Annotated in this window: 24 protein-coding genes; 5 read left to right on the forward strand and 19 right to left on the reverse strand. The window is 59.4% G+C overall.

What is annotated here, in order from left to right:
- Positions 1–23: 23 nt before the first annotated feature.
- The 7 genes from SULPSESMR1_RS13100 to SULPSESMR1_RS13130 are packed head-to-tail and all read right to left on the reverse strand — an operon-like array spanning position 24 to position 5,388.
- On the reverse strand, positions 24–929 hold the full coding sequence (locus tag SULPSESMR1_RS13100; RefSeq protein ID WP_198362798.1) for a lysophospholipid acyltransferase family protein: 906 nt from the start codon (positions 927–929) through the stop codon (positions 24–26).
- A 27-nt stretch (positions 930–956) separates the two neighbouring features.
- Entirely contained in the window at positions 957–1,226 is a 270-nt protein-coding gene (locus SULPSESMR1_RS13105; protein ID WP_089421220.1) for an HPr family phosphocarrier protein, read from the reverse strand.
- Positions 1,223–1,630 (reverse strand): PTS sugar transporter subunit IIA, encoded by a 408-nt coding sequence (locus SULPSESMR1_RS13110; protein ID WP_089421221.1) that lies wholly within the window; start codon positions 1,628–1,630, stop codon positions 1,223–1,225. The genes SULPSESMR1_RS13105 and SULPSESMR1_RS13110 overlap by 4 nt, the downstream gene beginning before the upstream one ends.
- Positions 1,627–2,517, reverse strand: coding sequence for an RNase adapter RapZ (rapZ, locus tag SULPSESMR1_RS13115; protein ID WP_089421222.1), 891 nt, complete (start codon positions 2,515–2,517; stop codon positions 1,627–1,629). Before rapZ ends, SULPSESMR1_RS13110 begins: the two co-directional genes overlap by 4 nt.
- Positions 2,514–2,948: an HPr kinase/phosphorylase gene (locus SULPSESMR1_RS13120; protein ID WP_089421223.1), complete on the reverse strand. Its 435-nt coding sequence runs from the start codon at positions 2,946–2,948 to the stop codon at positions 2,514–2,516. Before SULPSESMR1_RS13120 ends, rapZ begins: the two co-directional genes overlap by 4 nt.
- Before the next feature lies 1 nt (position 2,949).
- The gene (locus SULPSESMR1_RS13125; protein ID WP_089421224.1) at positions 2,950–4,677 is read right to left on the reverse strand and encodes a sensor histidine kinase; all 1,728 of its coding nucleotides are present in this window, start codon (positions 4,675–4,677) and stop codon (positions 2,950–2,952) included.
- A gap of 9 nt (positions 4,678–4,686) precedes the next feature.
- Positions 4,687–5,388, reverse strand: a complete 702-nt coding sequence (locus SULPSESMR1_RS13130; RefSeq protein ID WP_089421225.1) for a response regulator transcription factor — start codon at positions 5,386–5,388, stop codon at positions 4,687–4,689.
- Positions 5,389–5,733: 345 nt separating this feature from the next.
- Here SULPSESMR1_RS13130 and SULPSESMR1_RS13135 point away from each other — a divergent pair, with 345 nt between their 5' ends.
- On the forward strand, positions 5,734–7,332 hold the full coding sequence (locus tag SULPSESMR1_RS13135; RefSeq protein WP_089421226.1) for a phosphoenolpyruvate carboxykinase: 1,599 nt from the start codon (positions 5,734–5,736) through the stop codon (positions 7,330–7,332).
- 79 nt (positions 7,333–7,411) lie between these two features.
- On the opposite strand, the gene SULPSESMR1_RS13140 is transcribed toward SULPSESMR1_RS13135, so the two are convergent.
- Both SULPSESMR1_RS13140 and SULPSESMR1_RS13145 read right to left on the reverse strand, forming a co-directional pair.
- Positions 7,412–8,116: a hypothetical protein gene (locus SULPSESMR1_RS13140; RefSeq protein WP_089421227.1), complete on the reverse strand. Its 705-nt coding sequence runs from the start codon at positions 8,114–8,116 to the stop codon at positions 7,412–7,414.
- A 173-nt stretch (positions 8,117–8,289) separates the two neighbouring features.
- Positions 8,290–9,081: a LysR family transcriptional regulator gene (locus SULPSESMR1_RS13145; protein ID WP_240311453.1), complete on the reverse strand. Its 792-nt coding sequence runs from the start codon at positions 9,079–9,081 to the stop codon at positions 8,290–8,292.
- Between the two features lie 247 nt (positions 9,082–9,328).
- Here SULPSESMR1_RS13145 and SULPSESMR1_RS13150 point away from each other — a divergent pair, with 247 nt between their 5' ends.
- Positions 9,329–9,685 (forward strand): helix-turn-helix domain-containing protein, encoded by a 357-nt coding sequence (locus SULPSESMR1_RS13150; protein WP_089421229.1) that lies wholly within the window; start codon positions 9,329–9,331, stop codon positions 9,683–9,685.
- A gap of 3 nt (positions 9,686–9,688) precedes the next feature.
- On the opposite strand, the gene SULPSESMR1_RS13155 is transcribed toward SULPSESMR1_RS13150, so the two are convergent.
- Positions 9,689–10,456 carry a sulfite exporter TauE/SafE family protein gene (locus SULPSESMR1_RS13155; protein WP_089421230.1) on the reverse strand — a complete coding sequence of 256 codons (768 nt, stop codon included), beginning with the start codon at positions 10,454–10,456 and terminating at the stop codon, positions 9,689–9,691.
- Between the two features lie 148 nt (positions 10,457–10,604).
- Between SULPSESMR1_RS13155 and SULPSESMR1_RS13160 the strand changes: the two genes are divergently transcribed.
- From SULPSESMR1_RS13160 to SULPSESMR1_RS13170, 3 genes are all read left to right on the forward strand, one after another.
- Positions 10,605–12,290, forward strand: coding sequence for an acyl-CoA dehydrogenase family protein (locus SULPSESMR1_RS13160; protein ID WP_089422326.1), 1,686 nt, complete (start codon positions 10,605–10,607; stop codon positions 12,288–12,290).
- A gap of 124 nt (positions 12,291–12,414) precedes the next feature.
- Complete coding sequence (locus tag SULPSESMR1_RS13165; protein WP_089421231.1) at positions 12,415–12,942, forward strand: TetR/AcrR family transcriptional regulator; 528 nt, start codon at positions 12,415–12,417, stop codon at positions 12,940–12,942.
- A gap of 8 nt (positions 12,943–12,950) precedes the next feature.
- Positions 12,951–13,340: an META domain-containing protein gene (locus tag SULPSESMR1_RS13170; protein ID WP_089421232.1), complete on the forward strand. Its 390-nt coding sequence runs from the start codon at positions 12,951–12,953 to the stop codon at positions 13,338–13,340.
- Here SULPSESMR1_RS13170 and recO read toward each other — a convergent pair.
- The 9 genes from recO to SULPSESMR1_RS13215 form a co-directional block, all read right to left on the reverse strand.
- Positions 13,324–14,049 carry a DNA repair protein RecO gene (recO, locus tag SULPSESMR1_RS13175; protein ID WP_089421233.1) on the reverse strand — a complete coding sequence of 242 codons (726 nt, stop codon included), beginning with the start codon at positions 14,047–14,049 and terminating at the stop codon, positions 13,324–13,326. The two genes, SULPSESMR1_RS13170 and recO, sit on opposite strands and share 17 nt — an antisense overlap.
- A 2-nt stretch (positions 14,050–14,051) precedes the next feature.
- Positions 14,052–14,381: a DUF1491 family protein gene (locus tag SULPSESMR1_RS13180; protein WP_089421234.1), complete on the reverse strand. Its 330-nt coding sequence runs from the start codon at positions 14,379–14,381 to the stop codon at positions 14,052–14,054.
- Positions 14,382–14,432: 51 nt separating this feature from the next.
- Positions 14,433–15,341: a GTPase Era gene (era, locus tag SULPSESMR1_RS13185; RefSeq protein WP_089421235.1), complete on the reverse strand. Its 909-nt coding sequence runs from the start codon at positions 15,339–15,341 to the stop codon at positions 14,433–14,435.
- Positions 15,338–16,024 carry a ribonuclease III gene (gene rnc / locus SULPSESMR1_RS13190; protein WP_089421236.1) on the reverse strand — a complete coding sequence of 229 codons (687 nt, stop codon included), beginning with the start codon at positions 16,022–16,024 and terminating at the stop codon, positions 15,338–15,340. The genes era and rnc overlap by 4 nt, the downstream gene beginning before the upstream one ends.
- Before the next feature lie 8 nt (positions 16,025–16,032).
- A complete protein-coding gene (gene lepB, locus SULPSESMR1_RS13195; RefSeq protein WP_089421237.1) occupies positions 16,033–16,869 on the reverse strand; it encodes a signal peptidase I in 837 nt (278 codons plus the stop codon).
- 80 nt (positions 16,870–16,949) lie between these two features.
- The gene (gene acpS / locus SULPSESMR1_RS13200) at positions 16,950–17,354 is read right to left on the reverse strand and encodes a holo-ACP synthase (RefSeq protein ID WP_089421238.1); all 405 of its coding nucleotides are present in this window, start codon (positions 17,352–17,354) and stop codon (positions 16,950–16,952) included.
- A gap of 163 nt (positions 17,355–17,517) precedes the next feature.
- The gene (locus SULPSESMR1_RS13205) at positions 17,518–17,949 is read right to left on the reverse strand and encodes an ABZJ_00895 family protein (protein ID WP_089421239.1); all 432 of its coding nucleotides are present in this window, start codon (positions 17,947–17,949) and stop codon (positions 17,518–17,520) included.
- Positions 17,942–18,691 carry a pyridoxine 5'-phosphate synthase gene (locus tag SULPSESMR1_RS13210; RefSeq protein ID WP_089421240.1) on the reverse strand — a complete coding sequence of 250 codons (750 nt, stop codon included), beginning with the start codon at positions 18,689–18,691 and terminating at the stop codon, positions 17,942–17,944. Before SULPSESMR1_RS13210 ends, SULPSESMR1_RS13205 begins: the two co-directional genes overlap by 8 nt.
- 145 nt (positions 18,692–18,836) lie before the next feature.
- The gene (locus tag SULPSESMR1_RS13215; protein ID WP_089421241.1) at positions 18,837–19,517 is read right to left on the reverse strand and encodes a DUF2062 domain-containing protein; all 681 of its coding nucleotides are present in this window, start codon (positions 19,515–19,517) and stop codon (positions 18,837–18,839) included.
- Positions 19,518–19,539: the final 22 nt, after the last annotated feature.

A 19,539-nucleotide genomic window follows, 5' to 3' on the forward strand; every position in this document is an offset into this window, starting at 1 on the left:
GGCAAGATGAAGTCTGACTGGCCTCAGGCCTTGAGGTTGAGGGTATGTTCGCGCAGCCACGCCATAAAGCCGCGCGGGTCGTCGGCCCATGCCTTAACGTCTGCCGCAGGCAGTGGGTCACCGACAATGGGGCCTTGGGGTTTGTTCAGCGAATGGACGATCTCGTGCAATAACAAGCCCTGACGCAGCATAGGCGAAAGCTTGTTGGCAATATGGTAGGCACGGCTGTTCTGACCGGGGAATTTCATCGGCACGACAGTGGCGCCAGACCTGCGGATCAGCGCAGCTGTGAAAACGTTCCACTCCGCCTCGATTGCGGGGCCCCAATAATCCTCGGACGCGGCAACCTGCCCTGAGGGGAACAGCGCCACGACGCCGCCCTCCTTGAGATGTTTCATCGCCTTGGCGCGCATCTCTACGCCCTTGCGCTGTGCGTCGGGGTCGTGCGGGAAGGGCACGGGGATCATGAAGCTGCCCGCAACTTCGTCGATAGCGGTCAGCAACGAGCGGGTCAGAATGCGGTAATCGGGGCGCACGCGGCCAATCAGATCGCCAAAGATCATGCCGTCAACCATGCCGTGCGGATGGTTCGCCACCACGATCACCGGACCCTCTTTGGGGATCCGGTCTAACTGATACTGCGGCGTTGTCAGTTCGATCCCCATCACGTCCAGACAAGCACGCCAGAACGCCTGACCCTGCGGTGCGCCACGGCGTTCGAATTTGCGGATCAGACGCAGGATAGTCAACTTGCCGGTGAAGGCCTCTATCAAACGGATAAAGCGCGCTTTCCACGGGTCATCGAAGGTCGAAGCATAAGACAGGCTACGGCGGTCATATTTGGTGAACGTGACCGTTTCTTCCTGCGTCTGCGTCAGGCCTGCTACGCTCTGCGAGCTGTCAACCACGTCTGTGTCACCCTTTGTCATGCCGTGAGGTCTGAGGTCGCCGATGTCTCAGGCGCCTTCGCCGAACTTGTCCGCGACCAGTGCAGTCAGCGCTTCTGCGAGCGCCTCGGCGTCCGGCCCAGAGGTTTCAACGTCAATAAAGGTTCCTTTGGAGGCTGCCAACATCAAAAGACCCATAATGCTGTCCCCTGAAGCCGACATTCCGTCCTTGGCCACTTCGGCCTGCGCGTCAAATGCCTCAACAACTTCGACCAGCTTGGCCGAGGCACGTGCATGCAGTCCCTTTTCGTTGACGATCTTCAAAGTGCATTTGGTCATACGTGGTTTGGGCTTTCTGCACTGACGTTCTGGCTGTCGATGTACTTTTTGCCAGCATCCAGTGCCGCACGTACAGCATCGCCGACAGGTTTGTGACGGCTTTTCGCCAGTTTGATCAACATCGGCAGGTTTGCGCCATAAAGGATACGGCGCCCCTGTGGCTGACAGGCCAGCAACGACAGGTTGGACGGGGAACCGCCATACAGATCGGTGACCACAACCACACCGTCGCCATCATCGACCTCATCGGCTGCCGTGCAAATCTCGGATTGTTTTTCGGCACGGTCATGGTTGGCCTCGATCGCGATGGCGCGGACGCCTGACTGCGATCCGACAACATGCTCGATGGCAGCGAGATACTCTCGTGCCAGTCCACCATGCGCCACAATCACAATTCCGATCACTCTGCCCCGTCCTTTTTCCGGCGGTCCAATTCGCGATGCCTAATTGACACCTGCCAGCCTGCCTTCGCAAGGGCCACAGCACAGGTTTCCGCCATGGCAACCGACCGATGTTGCCCGCCAGTACACCCAAATGCAATCGACAGGTGCGATTTCCCTTCTTCCGCGAAGGCTGGCAACAACCATAACGCGAGATCTGTGGTTTTCGCGACAAATTCCGCATAGCGCGAATCTGTCGCGATATGATCCTGCACCACCTTTTCGGTGCCATTGGCGGCACGCAGGGACGGCTCCCAATAGGGGTTTTTCAAGAACCGGCAATCGAACACCATATCGACACTGCGCGGCAGGCCACGTTTATAGGAGAAGCTCTCGACCGAGACCGACAGGTGCCCCTGCTCGCCGGGGGCAAACCATTCTTCGACCGCAGCACGCAACTGGTGGACGTTCAGTTGCGAGGTGTCGATCAGGACGTCGGCACGGGCGCGCAGCGGGCCCAGCATCTCCATCTCACGGGCGATGCCTGCCTCGGGGCGGTCACCATCGGCCAACGGATGCCTGCGGCGCGTTTCCGAGAACCGGCGCAAAAGCACATTGGTATCGCAATCGAGATAGAGTAGTTCCGGCACCAGACCCGGAATGGCCGCGATCTGGCCGATGGCGTCCATCACCGCATTCACGGAAAAGTCGCGCGTCCGCGGGTCAATGCCCAAGGCCAGTGGCCGCGTGCTGGACGGATCATCCAGCAGGGCGCGGATCAAACGCAGGGGCATGTTGTCGATCACTTCGAACCCCAGATCCTCAAGCGCACGGATCGCACTGGACCGCCCGGCCCCAGACGGTCCGGTGATCAGCACAAGGCGGCGGTGTGTGGGTTCTGTCGGGTTCATATCTGAGCGGCTCCGCCCTTAAGATACTGCACGATCGCAGCGGGCCAAGCCAAAGTATCGCACTTGTGAAGGCAGGGCACTGCGACATCCAGCAGCTTGTAGTGATGTGGCCGGGGTAAGCGGCGGGTTTCGGTTTGGTCCAGATCAACCACCAGCACAACAGGGGTCGGCCCAGCTGCGGTGGCGTTCAGAATGCCCACCCCACGAGCTTCGATCATTCCGCGCAGAGTGTCAGGGACCTCAGCGATGATCTGGTCAGAATCGCGGCGTAAGACAGTGCGGTCGTCAGCCACAAGCACCGCGCCCAACGCCAGAAGACGCAGCGCCAGTGAAGACTTGCCCGCACCTGATGCGCCGGTGATCACGACGGCGCGGCCTTGTACTGCCACTGTCGTTGCGTGGATCGTGACCGGGTCCGCAGCGGTCGACATATCAGACCGGCAGGCCCACGACGAAACGCGCACCCAAAGGTTCGCTGCTGATATCCGCGTCAGTAGGACGAATGTTTTCGGCCCAGATCACGCCACCATGCGCTTCGACAATCTGCTTTGAGATGGCAAGGCCAAGGCCGGAGTTGTTGCCAAAGTGCTCTTCTGGGCGCTGGGAATAGAAGCGTTTGAAAATTTTCGACAGCGCCTGATCAGGAATGCCGGGGCCGGTATCCTCGACCACCACCAGCACGCGATTTTCTTTCTTGCGTGCCCAGACGCGGATGGCGTCACCGTCTTCGCAAAAGGAAATCGCATTGGTGATCAGGTTAACGAACACCTGCGCCAGCCGCGCCTCCAGCCCGTGTACCTGCAAGGGTTGCGCGGGCAGATCTGTGATAAAGTCGATGCCTTTGGATTTGGCATCCTCGCCCAGATATTCGCTGAGATTGCCCAGCATCTTGAGCAGGTCAAAAGGTTCTTCTTCTTCCTTGACCAGTTCGGAATCCAACCGCGAAGCGTTGGAAATGTCGCTGACCAGACGGTCAAGGCGACGCACATCGTGATCAATTACGTCCAGCAGCTTTTCGCGCTGGTCCTCGCGTTTGATCAGGCGCAGCGTTCCGACAGCCGAGCGTAAGGACGCAAGAGGGTTCTTGATCTCGTGGGCCACGTCGGCTGCAAACTGTTCGTTGCCGTCGATGCGGTTATAGAGGGCGGCAATCATGCCGCGCAGCGCGCCGGACAGGCGGCCAATCTCGTCGGGACGAGCAGTCAGGTCAGGAATACGAATGCGACCGGGATTGACCTTGCGTTGATTGCGATCACGGCCCAGTTCAGCGGCAGCGGCCAGATCGGCCAGCGGATTGGCAATGGTAGAGGCCAGCACAAGACTGAGGCCCACGGACACCAGCGTGGCGACCACGAACATCTGTAACACGCGCTCGCGCTCGCTGCGGACCAGATTGTCGATCTCGCCCGCCGCAGACGTAATGCCAACCACACCCACAGCCGTGCCATCCTGCATGATGGGCGTGACAACGCTGAACAGGGTGCCGCCTGCGGTATCAAGACTGTCGTGCACCTGGGTGCCACCGGTCAGACTGCCAGCGACCATTTTGCGCAGTTGCGCTTCGACCGTGGGGGCGCCATCGGCGGCGTCAGATCCGAAAGGCGCGGACAGTTTTTCCCAAAGCCAGCTGAGTCCGTCAGTCAGAACCGTACGATTCCCTGTGCCGGGTTGCGTGGGGGCACCTTGGCTTTCCGCGCGATCAACGCTGGACACCAATGTGCCGGTCGGATCGAACACCAGCACCTCAACCCCGCTGCGCAGGTCCAGCCCTTGCAGGGTTGCCACAACATCAACGCCATCGCCGGTGGCCAGATTAACAGGCGCGCCTGCGGGCAATTGCGCCTCGATCACATCTGCGATCAGCTCGGCTTCGCTGACCATCGACGTGGCGCGCTGCACCGCAAGGCTGTCACGCGAGGAATTCAGATATAGAATGCCTGCGACCAATACGTTCAGCGCAATCAGGTTGAAAGTGATGATCTTGCGCGTCAATGGCGATGCACGCAGCGACAACAGCCCGCGCCGCGCGCGGTTCGCCCGGATTTCCTTGCCGGTTTCCGACCGGTCGGGCGCGACCCAGTCGTCGCCAAGCACAACGTCCCCGTCACGCGATGGAGGTTGTGCAATGTCCCGCAAGAAGTCCCTTTCGGCCAGCGCCATTTGCCCGCATCACTCTTCGTTATAACGATAACCGATCCCGTACAGCGTCTCAATCGCCGAGAAGGAATCGTCAGCTGTGCGCATCTTTTTACGCAAACGCTTGATGTGGCTGTCGATGGTCCGGTCATCCACATAGACCTGATCATCATAGGCCACGTCCATCAACTGGTCGCGCGATTTTACGAAACCCGGCCGTTGGGCCAGCGCTTGCAGCAGCAAGAACTCGGTGACGGTCAGGGACACATCGTTGCCCTTCCAACTGACCGAATGGCGCAGCGGATCCATACGCAGTTCGCCGCGCTCCATCACTTTGGTCTCTTCGGTGTCGCCCACTTCGTTGGTGGCGACGGCATCCTGCCGACGCAACAGCGCGCGGATGCGTTCCACCAGCAAACGCTGACTGAAAGGTTTCTTAACATAATCGTCAGCGCCCATGCGCAGGCCCAAGACTTCGTCGATCTCGTCGTCCTTGGAGGTCAGGAAGATCACCGGCATCGAGGTTTTCTGACGCAACCGCTGCAACAGGTCCATACCGTCCATGCGCGGCATCTTGATGTCCAGAACCGCCATATCCGGCAGCCCCTTGTTAAAGGCATCCAAAGCCGCCTGCCCGTCATTATAAGTTTCCACCTCAAAGCCTTCGGCCTCGAGGGTCATCGAAACAGACGTCAGGATATTTCTGTCGTCGTCCACCAGTGCAATCTTTGACATTGCCTGTCCCCTTTATGCTGCTCAATATAGTTTTTCGTTCATACATCCAGATTTAACTGGTTCGAATCAATCCTTAAGTGCGAATCATTCTGCACTAACGCCGCAATTGCGCCACAATTTGGTTAGGAATGGCTAAATTGACGCACTTTCCCTAAATGGGGGAAGTCGGGAAAAGGGCGCAAATGGGGCGCATGAGCCAAAGATCGCAGTGATGGCGCTAACTGTGCCAAAGCGTCCTGTTCATGTCTGGAAACGTCATGTTATGAGCGATCAGACCATGACGGTCGCGGCGCAAACGCGTCGTAATTGCACCATCCGCCCGCGGCGGCGACAGGGAGACGACACATGACATCTGGACGGGTGAACCCGAATTTCCGGCTTGAAGATCAAGGGATCGGGGAGCTGGGCAATGTCTATTACAACCTGATCGAGCCTGCGCTGGTCGAAACCGCGCTGGCGCGCGGCGAAGGCACATTGGGCAAAGGTGGCTCTTTTCTGGTGACCACCGGCAAATTCACTGGCCGTTCGCCCAAAGACAAACACGTGGTCAAAACCGCAAGCGTTACCGACAACATCTGGTGGGAAAACAACGCCGAGATGTCCGAGGCCGGCTTTAACACCCTCTATGACGACATGGTTGCCCACATGAAGGGCCGCGACTACTTCGTGCAGGATCTGGTTGGCGGCGCCGACCCGGCCTATGCGATCAACGTCCGCATGGTGACCGAACTGGCATGGCATGGCCTGTTCATCCGCCACCTGCTGCGTCGCCCCGAACGCGAGGATCTGGAAGACTTCGTCGCAGACTTCACCATTATCAACTGCCCCTCCTTCAAAGCAGACCCGACCAAGCATGATTGCAAGTCCGATACCGTCATTGCGCTGAACTTCGACCGCAAGATTATCCTGATCGGCGGCACAGAGTACGCGGGCGAAAACAAGAAATCGGTCTTTACCCTGTTGAACTACATGCTGCCCGAAAAGGGCGTGATGCCGATGCACTGCTCGGCCAACCACGCCACCGGCAATCCTGTCGATACCGCCGTTTTCTTTGGCCTCAGCGGCACCGGCAAGACAACGCTGTCCGCCGACCCGTCGCGCACGCTGATCGGCGATGACGAACATGGCTGGTCGGATCGCGGCACTTTCAACTTCGAAGGCGGCTGCTACGCCAAGACGATCAACCTGAGCGCCGAAGCCGAGCCGGAAATCTACGCCACGACCGAAAAGTTCGGCACAGTCATTGAAAACATGATCTTCGACGACGAAACCAAAGATCTGGATTTTGCAGACGACAGCCTGACCGCGAACATGCGTTGCGCCTATCCGCTGCACTACATCTCGAACGCGTCGAAAAATGCTCTGGGCGGTCACCCCAAGAACATCATCATGCTGACGTGCGATGCCTTCGGCGTGCTGCCTCCCATCGCGCGCCTGACACCCGCACAGGCGATGTACCACTTCCTGTCAGGCTTCACGTCCAAAGTAGCCGGAACAGAACGCGGCGTGACCGAACCCGAGCCCACATTCTCGACCTGTTTCGGTGCGCCCTTCATGCCGCGCCGCCCCGAGGTTTACGGCAACCTGCTGCGCGAAAAGATCGCCCAGCACGGCGCCACATGCTGGTTGGTCAACACCGGCTGGACCGGCGGCGCCTATGGCACAGGCAGCCGTATGCCCATCCGCGCCACCCGCGCGCTGCTGACCGCAGCACTGGACGGCAGCCTGAGCAAGGCAAAGTTCCGCAAAGACCCGAACTTCGGCTTTGAAGTGCCCGTCGCGGTTGACGGCGTGGCCGATATCCTGCTGGACCCCCGCCGCACATGGGACGACGCCGACAGCTATGACCGTCAAGCCACCAAACTGGTTGAAATGTTCGCATCGAATTTCGAACAGTATCTGCCGCACATCGACGATGACGTTCGCGCTGCGGCCATCGGCTAAGCCCGCGCTTCACAGCCGCAAAAGACAAAAGCCCCCGTTGCCCGAAGGCGCGGGGACTTTTTCATACGACACAAAGGGATCAGGCCGCAAGATCCAGCGGGACATGGATGATATGCTGGATGTCTTCGTTGCCCATATAAACCATATTGCCTTCTACCGGCTTGTTCTGACCGATAATCTTCCAGCTCAGGCAAAAGGGATCGACGTGCATATATCCCTCGCGCTCGGCCAGACCACGGCGCGCGATCGAGCGCGGCATAAAACCAAATACATAGTCGGGCTGCCACTGCAGCATGCTGGACAAAAAGGCAAAGCGCGCGAGGATGTCGACGATGCCGCGCCCGCGGTAATTGCCATCTTCGGGATTGATCCACATCTCGCCGTGATAGCAGACCTGCCCCGACATACGGCGCGCACCGGGGCCGGATTTATACCACGAATCGTCCAGATCAATCGGCACGCCCGACGGCGGATAGGCGCGAAAGTTGCGCTCCATATGATCGGCCAGTGTTTGCCCCTCCAGGTCGATCAGACGCACTGCTTGGGTTTGCACGATCTTGCCTTGGGGGTTGCGACCGACCGCCCAAAAACCTTTGCCGCCGGACAAATCTGAATGCGCCGGGTCAAATGGCAAACCGACCGGCTGGTTTGGGCGGCTTTGTGAAATCAGTGCTTTATATTCGTTAAAGTCGTCACCCACTGTCAGGTAAAGCTGGCGTTGCGCCAACAATTCGACAGTTTCGGTCAGCAGACGCGAACCCTCGAAAACGTCATGTATGCTCATCAGGATTCTCCTAGTTTGACGCATAAACGGGATGAACGGTGAGGCACGGAAAATCCTGTCGGGTCCGCATCAGCCACAGCCCACAGTTTGGCATACACCAAATCTGTGTCATTTGCATCGCTTAGAAGGTGCGCCCGATCCTGCGAGGCCCTGCCAGAGAGGAGGCCACGTGGCTAGATGCTGACGTTCATGACCCACTCTGGATCCATCGCGTTGACGAATTTGTCAGGCAAATCATCAATTTTCAGGTCATTCGTCCGCTCGATAATATTGACCAAGGCAAATGTGCCATCGGGAAACCGCGCGCCCAGCAACAAACGCGTATAGCTGAGCGGAACAAGCGGAGTGCCCGGTTTCCGGGCAACTGTGGTGTGAATATGATCGAACCGCAGCGCGTTATTGGCGGCGATTTCTTGAAACGTGCCTTCCATAAGGTCACCGATCACCGGTCCGCCGGGCAGCGCGTCAAGTGGGCGGCCGATCGAACTGCTCTGCCATTCCCATCCGAACCACGTGGCAAAGGAAGAGTCTCGCCCCACGTCCACGCAGACCCATTGCTGCTCGTTCGGGCGAAATACCATCGCATAGGGGCGCACGGGCTGGAACGCAGGGTGTTCGATGTTCCCCCCCGCTTCTGCCCAGCAGCGCATACAATCGCGCATGAAATTCGATCCGGTTTGCCACAGATCAGCCAAGGGCCGCTGCTGCAAGAAAAACCGCCAATCACCGTCATCCTTAGACACGCGCAGCATGCCATACTCAAACCCGACCTCAGAGGTCAGCCATGCATTGCCACGCGCCAACAAGGTCAATGCTTCGGGCAATGCGCTTTTGCCGCGTTCGGTCAGCTCGTAACGCCGGTCCCTGATTCGAAACAGCTCGAATCCCTTGGCTTGCTCAAGGAATGTGATGTGCCGTCGCACTGTTTGACGTGTGCTGCCCAGCTCTTCTACCGCGTGTGACAAATTTAAATGTCGCGCCAACGTGGTGAATGACCGCAGCATTTCAAACAAAAGCGGGTGATGATCCGCCTGCAAATCAGTGGCTCTGCGTGTGATTTTACACCTCTTTTCAACCTTAACTAACAGTGACTGTATATAAATCACCCAACAATGCAACATAGATATACCCTAAGTGTAAAAATCTATGCACTTGATTATGGGCTGAAATTCCTGGATCACTTCCCGCATACAACCGGAGGTACTAAGACAGATGTCTCATCCAGTGGATATTCATGTTGGTCGCAAGCTGAAACAGGCACGCACACTGCGACGTATGTCGCAAACAGATGTTGCTCGGCACCTGAAACTTTCTTTTCAACAAATTCAAAAATACGAAATTGGGTCCAACCGCATTGCAGCAAGCCGTCTTTACGACTTGTCGCGTATTCTGGATGTACCGACCGCCTACTTCTTTGAAGGTCTCGGCGATGCGCCAGAAGTCGGGGCACGTGATCACGGCCTTGATATCGTAAGTGCCGTGGCTTCGATCAAAGACGAACAGGTTAAATCCCGTATCGTCACCTTTATCGAAGACGTATCGGGGCGCACTGTCGCCAAATCTGCCTAAGGGCTATCCAACCAGCGCGCGACGCAACAGGTTCAACCCTGCCACAAGCAGAACGAACAGCGTCGCGCGGCGGAACACCACCTGGTCAATCTGGTCCATGACCTGACGCCCGCAGAACATCCCGATCAACGCCGGTACGATCATCGCAGCGCTCAGCGGCCAAGTGGTCGCGTTAAGCACCCCCGATCCGATGTGCGCGCCCACCAGCGATACCGCCCCCAGCCCGTAGATCACGCCCTGCGCACGCATCTGTTCGTGTTTCTGCGTTCCAAGCGCCGTCAGATACATCACCGTCGGCGGCCCCCAAATCCCCGAGATTCCGCCTAAAAAACCGGCAACCATGCCAATGACCGCCTCGAACGTGGTGCTTTGACCATTTAACACCAGCGTCCACCCGACAATTTGCATCAGGGCAAAGGCCGTCACCGGCACGCCAATGATCACCAGCATCACTTGCATGGGCAGCACGCTGACCAGTTGCGCGCTAAGGATCAGCACGACCGCTCCAACCCCCATGTAAACTTTGAACTTGGCGATCGATTCCCACGCCGCCCGGGGGCCCTGACGCAATGCCTGTATGCCGTTGGTCGCCAGCGTCGGCAGCATCAGCATCGCCAGCGCCAAATCAGGCGCCAGAAAGGTCGACAGACCCGACACAAAGACCATAGGCATGGCAAAGCCCACGACCCCTTTGACGAACCCTGCCAGCAGTGCGATCCCAAGGGCAAGGCCCAGTTGCGCGGGGGTGAGAAGTGTCAGTAGAATGTCCATATGGACGCTATATCACTCACATTCCTGGCTGCACCTTCAAAAACACGACGTAACTTTCGATCAAATTGACGCACTTAAACGCAAATAAGTTGCGCTGCACCTGCGAAGGCCCTATCCCAACCGGCAAGCAAACAAGGGGATGCGAAACATGGCACACGATGGACAAGACATGACTGGGGCGACTTCGGTGATTATGGACGATCTTTTGGGAGCAACCGGCGCCGCAATCGCGCCCGTCGATGCCATTCTCGATATTGCCAAAGACAAACTGCGCGTCCTGCTCAGCGAAAACGGCCGCGTGTCAGCCACCCTTGTCGAACAGAACCAGACAGCCGCCCACGGGCTGGCTTGGTTGGCAACCTATGCGCAGTCCCTGCATGAAATGCACAAATGGGCCACTGCACTGAACGAAAATGGTCGCTTTGGTGAAGTGGAACAGTTGCTGCTGCAAATCGGCGCTGGCGAATACCTTGCCCAAATTCAGGGCGGCATCCCCATGAACCAGGGCGAAGTGCTGCGCCCCCACGATATGGGCCTGACTGCTGCCGACATGACGGGCCTGTCCACACCAGCGATCACCGGACTGGTCCAGAACGGCAACACCCAAGCCGCGCGCATCCGGCTGGTCGAGCTGATGCAAGAACGCAGCGCCGAAATCACCGTGGGTGCCTCCGGTCTGGATGAAGAACTGGAAATGATCCGCGAACAATTCCGCCGCTATGCGCTGGAAAAGGTCGAACCCTTTGCCCACGACTGGCACTTAAACGACCAACTGATCCCCATCGAAGTGATCAACGAGCTGGCCGAAATGGGTGTTTTCGGCCTGACCATTCCCGAAGAGCACGGCGGCCTTGGCCTGTCCAAGGCGTCGATGTGCGTTGTCTCCGAAGAACTCTCGCGCGGCTATATCGGCGTTGGCTCGCTGGGCACCCGTTCGGAAATCGCGGCCGAACTGATCATCGCCGGCGGCACCGACGCGCAAAAAGCCAAGTGGCTGCCCGCGCTGGCGTCGGGCGAAAAGCTGCCAACAGCGGTCTTTACCGAACCCAACACCGGTTCCGACCTTGGCAGCCTGCGCACCCGCGCCGTTAAGGATGGCAACGACTACAAGGTGACAGGCAACAAGACGTGGATCACCCACGCCGCGCGCACCCATGTGATGACGCTGCTGGCGCGCACCGACCCCAACACCACAGACTACAAAGGCCTGTCGATGTTTCTGGCCGAAAAAACACCGGGCGACGATGCAACCCCCTTCCCCTCCGACGGCATGACAGGCGGCGAGATCGAAGTGCTGGGCTATCGTGGCATGAAGGAATACGAACTGGCCTTCGACGACTTCCACGTGAAGGGCGAGAACCTGCTGGGCGGAGAGGAGGGCAAAGGCTTTAAGCAGCTGATGGAAACCTTCGAATCCGCCCGCATCCAGACCGCAGCACGCGCCATTGGTGTGGCGCAGTCGGCGCTGGATATTTCGATGCAATACGCCCAAGACCGCAAACAGTTCGGCAAATCGCTGATCGAATTTCCGCGCGTTGCGAACAAGCTGGCGATGATGGCCGTCGAGATCATGATCGCCCGCCAACTGACCTATTTCAGCGCCTTCGAAAAAGACCAAGGTCGCCGGTGCGACGTCGAGGCGGGCATGGCCAAACTGCTGGGGGCCCGCGTGGCATGGGCTGCTGCCGACAACGGCCTGCAAATCCACGGTGGCAACGGTTTTGCGCTGGAATACAAGATCAGCCGCGTGCTGTGCGATGCCCGAATCCTTAACATCTTCGAAGGTGCCGCCGAGATTCAGGCACAGGTCATCGCGCGCCGTTTGCTGGGGTAGCGCCACCCCGAACAGCCCGTTTATCGGGCAACCTGCCCAAATGCCCTGCAAGCTTCCGCGCATATGCTGCACTTGCAGCATATGCCGCTTGGCAGGGGGCCTGTGACGCTCTACACCCGATGGCATGAAACACGCCCGTCTCAATCGCGAGAAATGGATCACCGCAGGCATCGCCGCCTTGCGCAGCGATGGTCCACCCGCGTTGCGCGCTGAACCGCTGGCCCGCCGGATGGGCACGACCAAAGGGTCGTTCTACTGGCACTTCACCGATGTTCCCGCCTTTCATCAGGCGCTGTTGGATCACTGGAAAAGTCAGGCTTTTGCCGACGTGGTCGCACAGCTCGAAGGTGATGGCACCCCCGCCGGCCGTCTTCAGGAATTTGGCAAGCATGTTCTCGACGATACTACAGCACCCGCAATCCGCTCTTGGGCTCAAGAGAACAAAGACGCCGCCGACGCGCTGGCGCAGGTCGATGCCGAGCGTCTGACATATATGGTGACCTTGCTGACACAGCTGGGCCTCAAAAACCCCGATTTCGCCCGCGCCGCCTATGGGGCGCTGATCGGAATGCCGATGTTGCCCAAATCCAAACGGCACGATTCCGCCAACGCCTATACCGCGTTGATCGACCTTGTGCTGGCGTTGCGCTAGTCAGCGCCATGCGCATACTTCTCATCCTCGCCTTGACCTTCGCCATGTCCTGCAAAGCAGATGAAACCGCACGTGCCTATGGTGCGGGCGGCAAAACCTGGACTTTGACCGAAATCGACGGTCAGGCATTCAAAGCCGCGGCGACGCTGCGCTTTCCCGAAACCGGCAAGATCGCAGGCCAAGGGCCCTGTAACGGGTTTGCTGGCACCATGACCACGCCCTACCCGTGGTTTGACGCAGGCCCGTTGCAAGCAACCCGCCGCGCCTGCCCCGCGCTTGCAGACGAGGCCCGCTTCTTCACCGCACTGGAAGACATGACCCTGATCGAGGTTTTGGGTGACGTGATGATCCTGAAGAACGAAAAAGGCCGCGAAATGCTGTTCAGAGCCGCCGACTGAACGCTTCGACAAATCGCGCACGCGCCACAGGCAAGGCGCGGTTGCCCTGATCCGCTGCCAGATGCGCCTCCAGAAAATGCCCTGTGGTGTGTAAACCCTGTGCAATCTCGACATCCGGCGCATCACCGCGTCCGCGCAGCACATCGGGCAAGGGCAGCATCCGGTCGGCCCATGTACCAGCACCCTCAGCCGATACAGCCCGCCCCGACTTGGGCGAGACATAGGCCAACCCCTCGGTCGCCCCGGTAACCGCACAGGCTGACAGATCCAGCCCATAACCCATCTCTTCCAGCAGAGCCAACTCCCACCGCAGGTAGGCCAGCGGCCACAGATCGTTCTGCCCCAACAGGTCCAACAGCACCTCGGTCCGCCGGTACAGCGGGGCGTGAACCTCACGCTCGGGCAGGCAAAAGCACAGCAGTGCCGTCACCGCATTCAGACCCGCCAGCGACATCCGGTCGCCCATTGCTTGCGCCGCCCGACTGCGCACAGGTTCGACGGTGAAACTGCCGATATGATCTTCAAGCCGCGCGCGCCACGCCACATCCAGCTGCGCGCCCGGTTGCAAGATCGGCGCGATCTTGCGGCTGGTGCCACCGCGCACCACGCCCGCATGACGCCCCCGGTCCTCGGTGAATACCTCGATGATCACCGACGTCTCGCCATGTTTGCGTGCGGCCAGCAAAATGCCTGTTCCACGCCAGTCCATGCTCAGGCCAGCCCGTCGTGATCCAGCAGATGCCGGCCCGCGCGGTCCTCGACCTCGATAACCCACAGATCGGGATCGAACCCGCGCTGGCGCGTCAGCACAGCATCCACTTCTGCCTCGGGCCCCTTGGCCAGTTCGGTCCAGACCCGTGCGTCACTCTCCAGATCAAAGCTGCGGTGGAATAATGTCGCCTGACCGTCCAGCGTGTTCAGCTTGACCAGCACAGCGCCACCAGTGTCGTCGCCGTGCGAGACCACAAAAGCGGGAATATCAAACAGACGAAGCCGCGTCAGATAGGCATCGACCCAAAACCGTGCGGTCAGACGGCTCATAGCTTCATCTTGCCCGAGAAACTCCCCCCGGAGGATCGGTTTGCCAAAATTTCAGACGTTGCCATCTTTAAAATCCAGCCCCATCTGCGAATACCGCTCGGCCTCTTCCTGCCATTTCTCGCGCACCTTCACCTGCAGGAACAGGTGCACGCGACGGCCCAGAAATTCTTCCAGTTCGGTGCGACTGGCCTTAGAGACCGACTTGATCGTCTCGCCTTTGTTTCCCAGCACAATGCCCTTGTGGCCATCGCGGCTGACATACACCACTTGGTCGATCCGCGCGGTGCCATCCTTGCGCTCTTCCCAATTCTCGGTCTCGACCGTCAACTGATAGGGCAGTTCCTGATGCAATCGCAGCGTCAGCTTTTCGCGGGTCATCTCGGCGGCAATCATACGCATAGGCAGATCGGCGATCTGGTCCTCGGGGTACAGCCACGGCCCCTCGGGCAACTGCCCGCCCAGCCAGGCGCGCAGCGCGTCAACGCCAAAGCCCTTTTCAGCCGAGATCATGAACGTCTCGGCAAAGGCATAGCGGTCGTTCATATCCTTGGTCAGTCCCAGCAGAACTTGCGATTCCACGCGATCGATCTTGTTGATGGCCAACGCCACCTTGCGGCCGTCGCCGATGGTGGCCAACCCTTCCAGAATACGCTCGACGCCCTCGGACACGCCCCGGTGCGCCTCGACCATCAGCACCACCACGTCGGCATCCGCAGCCCCGCCCCATGCGGCAGCAACCATCGCGCGATCCAGACGGCGGCGCGGCTGGAACAGGCCGGGGGTGTCCACAAAAACGATCTGCGCATCACCTTCGATGGCGACACCGCGTATGCGGGCGCGGGTGGTCTGAACCTTGTGGGTGACGATCGACACCTTGGCCCCAACCATCCGGTTCAACAGGGTGGATTTGCCGGCGTTCGGCTCTCCGATCAGGGCGACGAAACCGGCGCGGGTGTTCATTGGGACTTCTCCATTTGCGCCAGCAACGCGGCGGCGGCGGCCTGTTCGGCCTGACGTTTCGATTTGGCAGTGGCTTGGGCAGCGGCCCCAGTGGTCAGCTGCGCGGCAATGGTAAAGACGGGCGCGTGATCCGGCCCCTCGCGGTTCACTTCGACATAACGCGGCGGTTGCAACCCTTGGGCCTGCGCCCATTCCTGCATGGCGGTCTTGGCGTCGCGGGCGTCCGCGTCGACCTCGCCAATACGCTTGCCCCAAAGCCGGATGATCATCGCCTGCGCCACGTCAAAGCCTGCATCCAGATAGACCGCGGCAATCACTGCCTCCATCGCATCCCCCAGCAGCGCCTCCTTGCGGCGCCCCCCTGACAGCATCTCTGACCGGCCCAAACGCAGCACAGCGCCCACGTCAATCTCGCGGGCGACATCGGCGCAGGCTTCCTTGCGCACAAGCGCGTTAAAACGCGGGGCCAGCTTGCCCTCGGCGGCTTCGGTGTCGGCCTCAAGCAGCGCTTGCGCCATCGCCAGACCCAACACACGGTCGCCCAGAAACTCCAGCCGCTGGTTGTCGCCACGCGTCGGCGACGACATCGACGCGTGGGTCACCGCCTCGGTCAGCAGTGCAGGATCGGCGAACTCGTGTCCGATACGTTTTTGAAAGTCTTTGAGCTCGCTCGAAATCTTCATCAAATCGCCTAGTAAATACCTTTGAAGAACCGGTCGCCACGCCATGTCCAGAAGAACAGCATCGAACGACCCGCAGACGAGAACATGATCCGGTCCGCACGCCCGATCAGGTTTTCATAGGGCACGAAACCGACGCCACCGGCCAGTTGCGCAATCCGGCTGTCCGCAGAGTTGTCGCGATTGTCGCCCATGAAAAAATAATGCCCCTCGGGCACCTGGTAGACATTGGTGTTGTCGGACCCCTGATTGGCCATATTCAGAACTGTATAGCTGACACCATTGGGCATCGTCTCGGTAAAACGCGACTTGGTGCAGGTGCCGCCTTCGCCGACGGGTCCGTTTTCACAGCGTGGCACCAGTCCTTGCGGCCCCTGCCGGAGCATCGGCTCGGAAAACGTGCCTGCAGGTTCCTGCGGCAAAGGTTCGCCGTTCAGGATCACGACGCCATTCTTGACCTGAACAGTATCCCCCGGAAGCCCGATCAACCGCTTGATATAGTCGCGGCCCGACACCGGATGGCGGAACACGACCACGTCGCCGTGCTTCGGCGTGCCGCCAAACAGACGCGTGTTGTCACCGTCAAAGACCCCGCAAATATCCTCGGCGTCTACGTTGACACCAAAGCGTGGCAGGATCAGACTGGGGCAAGAGGCATAGGAATATCCATACACCATCTTGTTCACAAACAGGAAATCACCGATCAGCAGCGTCTCTTTCATCGAACCGGACGGGATCCAGAATGGCTGAAAGAACAGGGTGCGAAACACACCTGCGATCAGCAGCGCATAGACAATTGTCTTGATCGTTTCGACGAATCCGTTGCCGGACTTTTCCTTGGCAGCCATGGGGCGCTCCTGCTTGGGTCAGCATGCTACATGCGGGTGCAGCGACAAGGTGTCAAGGCAGGCCAGATGCGGCCAATGCGTCAACCTGCCAAGGGCCGCGCTTCGATCACCACAAAGGCCTGCGCCCAAGGGTGATCGTCCGTCAGGGTCACATGTATGATCGCCTCGTGCCCCGCAGGGGTCATGGCAGCCAGCCGCTCGGCGGCCCATCCGGTGACATGCATCACCGGTTGCCCGGTGCGCAGATTGCTGACCGCCATATCTCGCCACGAAATACCCATGCGCAATCCGGTGCCCAACGCCTTTGAACACGCCTCCTTGGCGGCCCATCGCTTGGCATAGGTGCCCGCAACATCCCTGCGCCGCTCGGACTTGGCCTGTTCGACCTCGGTGAACACGCGGTTGCGAAAGCGGTCGCCAAAGCGATTTAACGTGCCCTGAATCCGTTCGATATTGGCCAGATCCGTACCGATGCCCAATATCATCGCGCGGTGTCCGCGCAGGTGGCCGGATTGATCGTAACGGCCATAATCACGCCATCAAACCCTGCGCCAGAACAGCGCGCAGAACAGCAGATATCATGTCATCACCCTTCCATAGGTCACAAGCGTTCTGACCAGTCTAGCGCCGCACGGCGCCACAGCCAACTCAGGGCAGCCGCCGCGCTTCGCTGCGTGCGCCCAAGCCAAAGAAAACCCGCGCCACCAGCACATAAACGACAGCCATCACCACCACCATCGCCGCCACAAATCCGAATCCAAGGCTGGACAGATCGCCCAGCATTGCAGGGGCCACCACCAGCACAACGGCCGCCAAAAGCATCGACAACATAACACCGAACAGCGCAAACAATCCTGCCATCTTCCACGCCTCGCGGCCTTCGGGGCGTCGGCCCGTCGCCCGTACAAATCGCGCGCCTTCGTTCAATGTGGTCAGCATGATCGGGATCAGCGACACCCCGCCCGAACTCAGATTAATGCCAACGTACTGGCGGATGAGATAAATCAGAACGGGCAGGCCAATGCTCAACCCCAGATAAAAGGTGGCAAAGCGCGGGATGTTGAAACGATAGTTATCCACGGGCGTCCTCCATCAGACGGCGCATTTCGACAATGGCGGGCTGCAAGCCGCGAAAAATGGCCTCGCCGATCAGGAAATGTCCGATGTTCAACTCCATCACCTCGGGAAAGGCGGCAACCGGCTGCACTGTTTCATACGTCAGCCCATGACCCACGTGCACCTCCAGCCCCAGCCCGTGCGCAAAACCGGACATCTCGCGCAATGCCTCCAGTTCGCGGTCGCGATCGTCGAAACGCCCTTCGTGATGGGCATCGCAATAGGCCCCTGAATGCAACTCGATGACCTGCGCGCCGATGCGGTGCGCCGCTTCGATCTGGCGTTTGTCCGCGGCGATAAAGATCGACACACGGCACCCCGCCTCACGCAGCGGCGCTATGAAATGCGCCAGCTTGTTCTCTTCGCGTGCCACTTCCAACCCGCCTTCTGTGGTGCGTTCCTCGCGTTTTTCCGGCACGATGCACACCGCATGGGGACGATGTCGCAAAGCTATCTTTTGCATCTCGTCGGTCGCCGCCATCTCGAAGTTCAGCGGAACGCTCAGCATGTCCATCAACCCTTCGATGTCCGCGTCCGAAATATGCCTGCGATCTTCGCGCAGGTGCGCTGTGATCCCGTCACACCCCGCCTCTTGCGCGATCCGTGCGGCCCGCAACGGGTCGGGCGTGTCACCGCCACGGGCGTTGCGCACAGTGGCCACGTGGTCGATGTTCACACCAAGACGTAAGGGGCCGAGCGGTTTCATAATGCTACTCCAGAACTTGTTTGCGCCGCAGCCTAATACCGCCACAGCCCAAGCGCGAGGGCTTCTTTGTACCGATACATCGTTGCTTCATCTTGCCAGATAAACTCCGGGGGAGCGCCGCATGGCGCGGGGGCAGCGCCCCCGACTAATCCCGTTCCTGCCACGAGTCCGATTTGCTGGCCGCCTTGGCCGCCGCTTTTTCCACAGCCTTGGCCTTCAACGCCTCGAATTTGGCCTTGATCGCCCCCTTGCGCCGCTTTTGATAGGCGCGCAGCAATGGCACGGCGATGTAATAGGCGATTGTGCCGCAGATGATACCGGGGATGATACCGCCGACCAGATAGGGAAAAAACACCTCGTGGAAAAACCGCTCCAGCCCGCTCCAGTCAGTTGGATGCCCCTGCACCACCGCAATCAGATTGCCCCACAAGTCCGAAGCCGCGTCGTAGAATTTACCGCCGAACGACCGGTGCGCGTCAGGATCCACTTTGGTGCCCAGCAACCAGTTGCCCGTTTGCAGCGACGCGATGCCAATCGGAACATAGGTCAGCGGATTGCCAAAGAATGTGGCCATCAGTGCGGCCAGAAGATTGCCCCGCATCGCCTTGCCGACAATCACGGCTACGACAAAGTGCAGCCCGTAGAATGGCGTAAAGGTGGTAAAAACCCCTGCCCAGATGCCGCGCGCAATGCACTCGGGCGTGTCGGGCAGGCGCCGCATCCGGTGTTTGACATAGTGAAACGCCCGTGTCCAACCTCCGCGCGGCCACAAGGCCTCGGCCAGTGCGCGAAGGAACGGTTTGGGATCTCGACGTTTGAAGATCACCTGGGCTGGATCCTTCCCGTTC

The organism is Pseudosulfitobacter pseudonitzschiae (genome assembly GCF_002222635.1).
In the GTDB taxonomy this organism is placed as follows: Bacteria; Pseudomonadota; Alphaproteobacteria; order Rhodobacterales; family Rhodobacteraceae; genus Pseudosulfitobacter; species Pseudosulfitobacter pseudonitzschiae_A.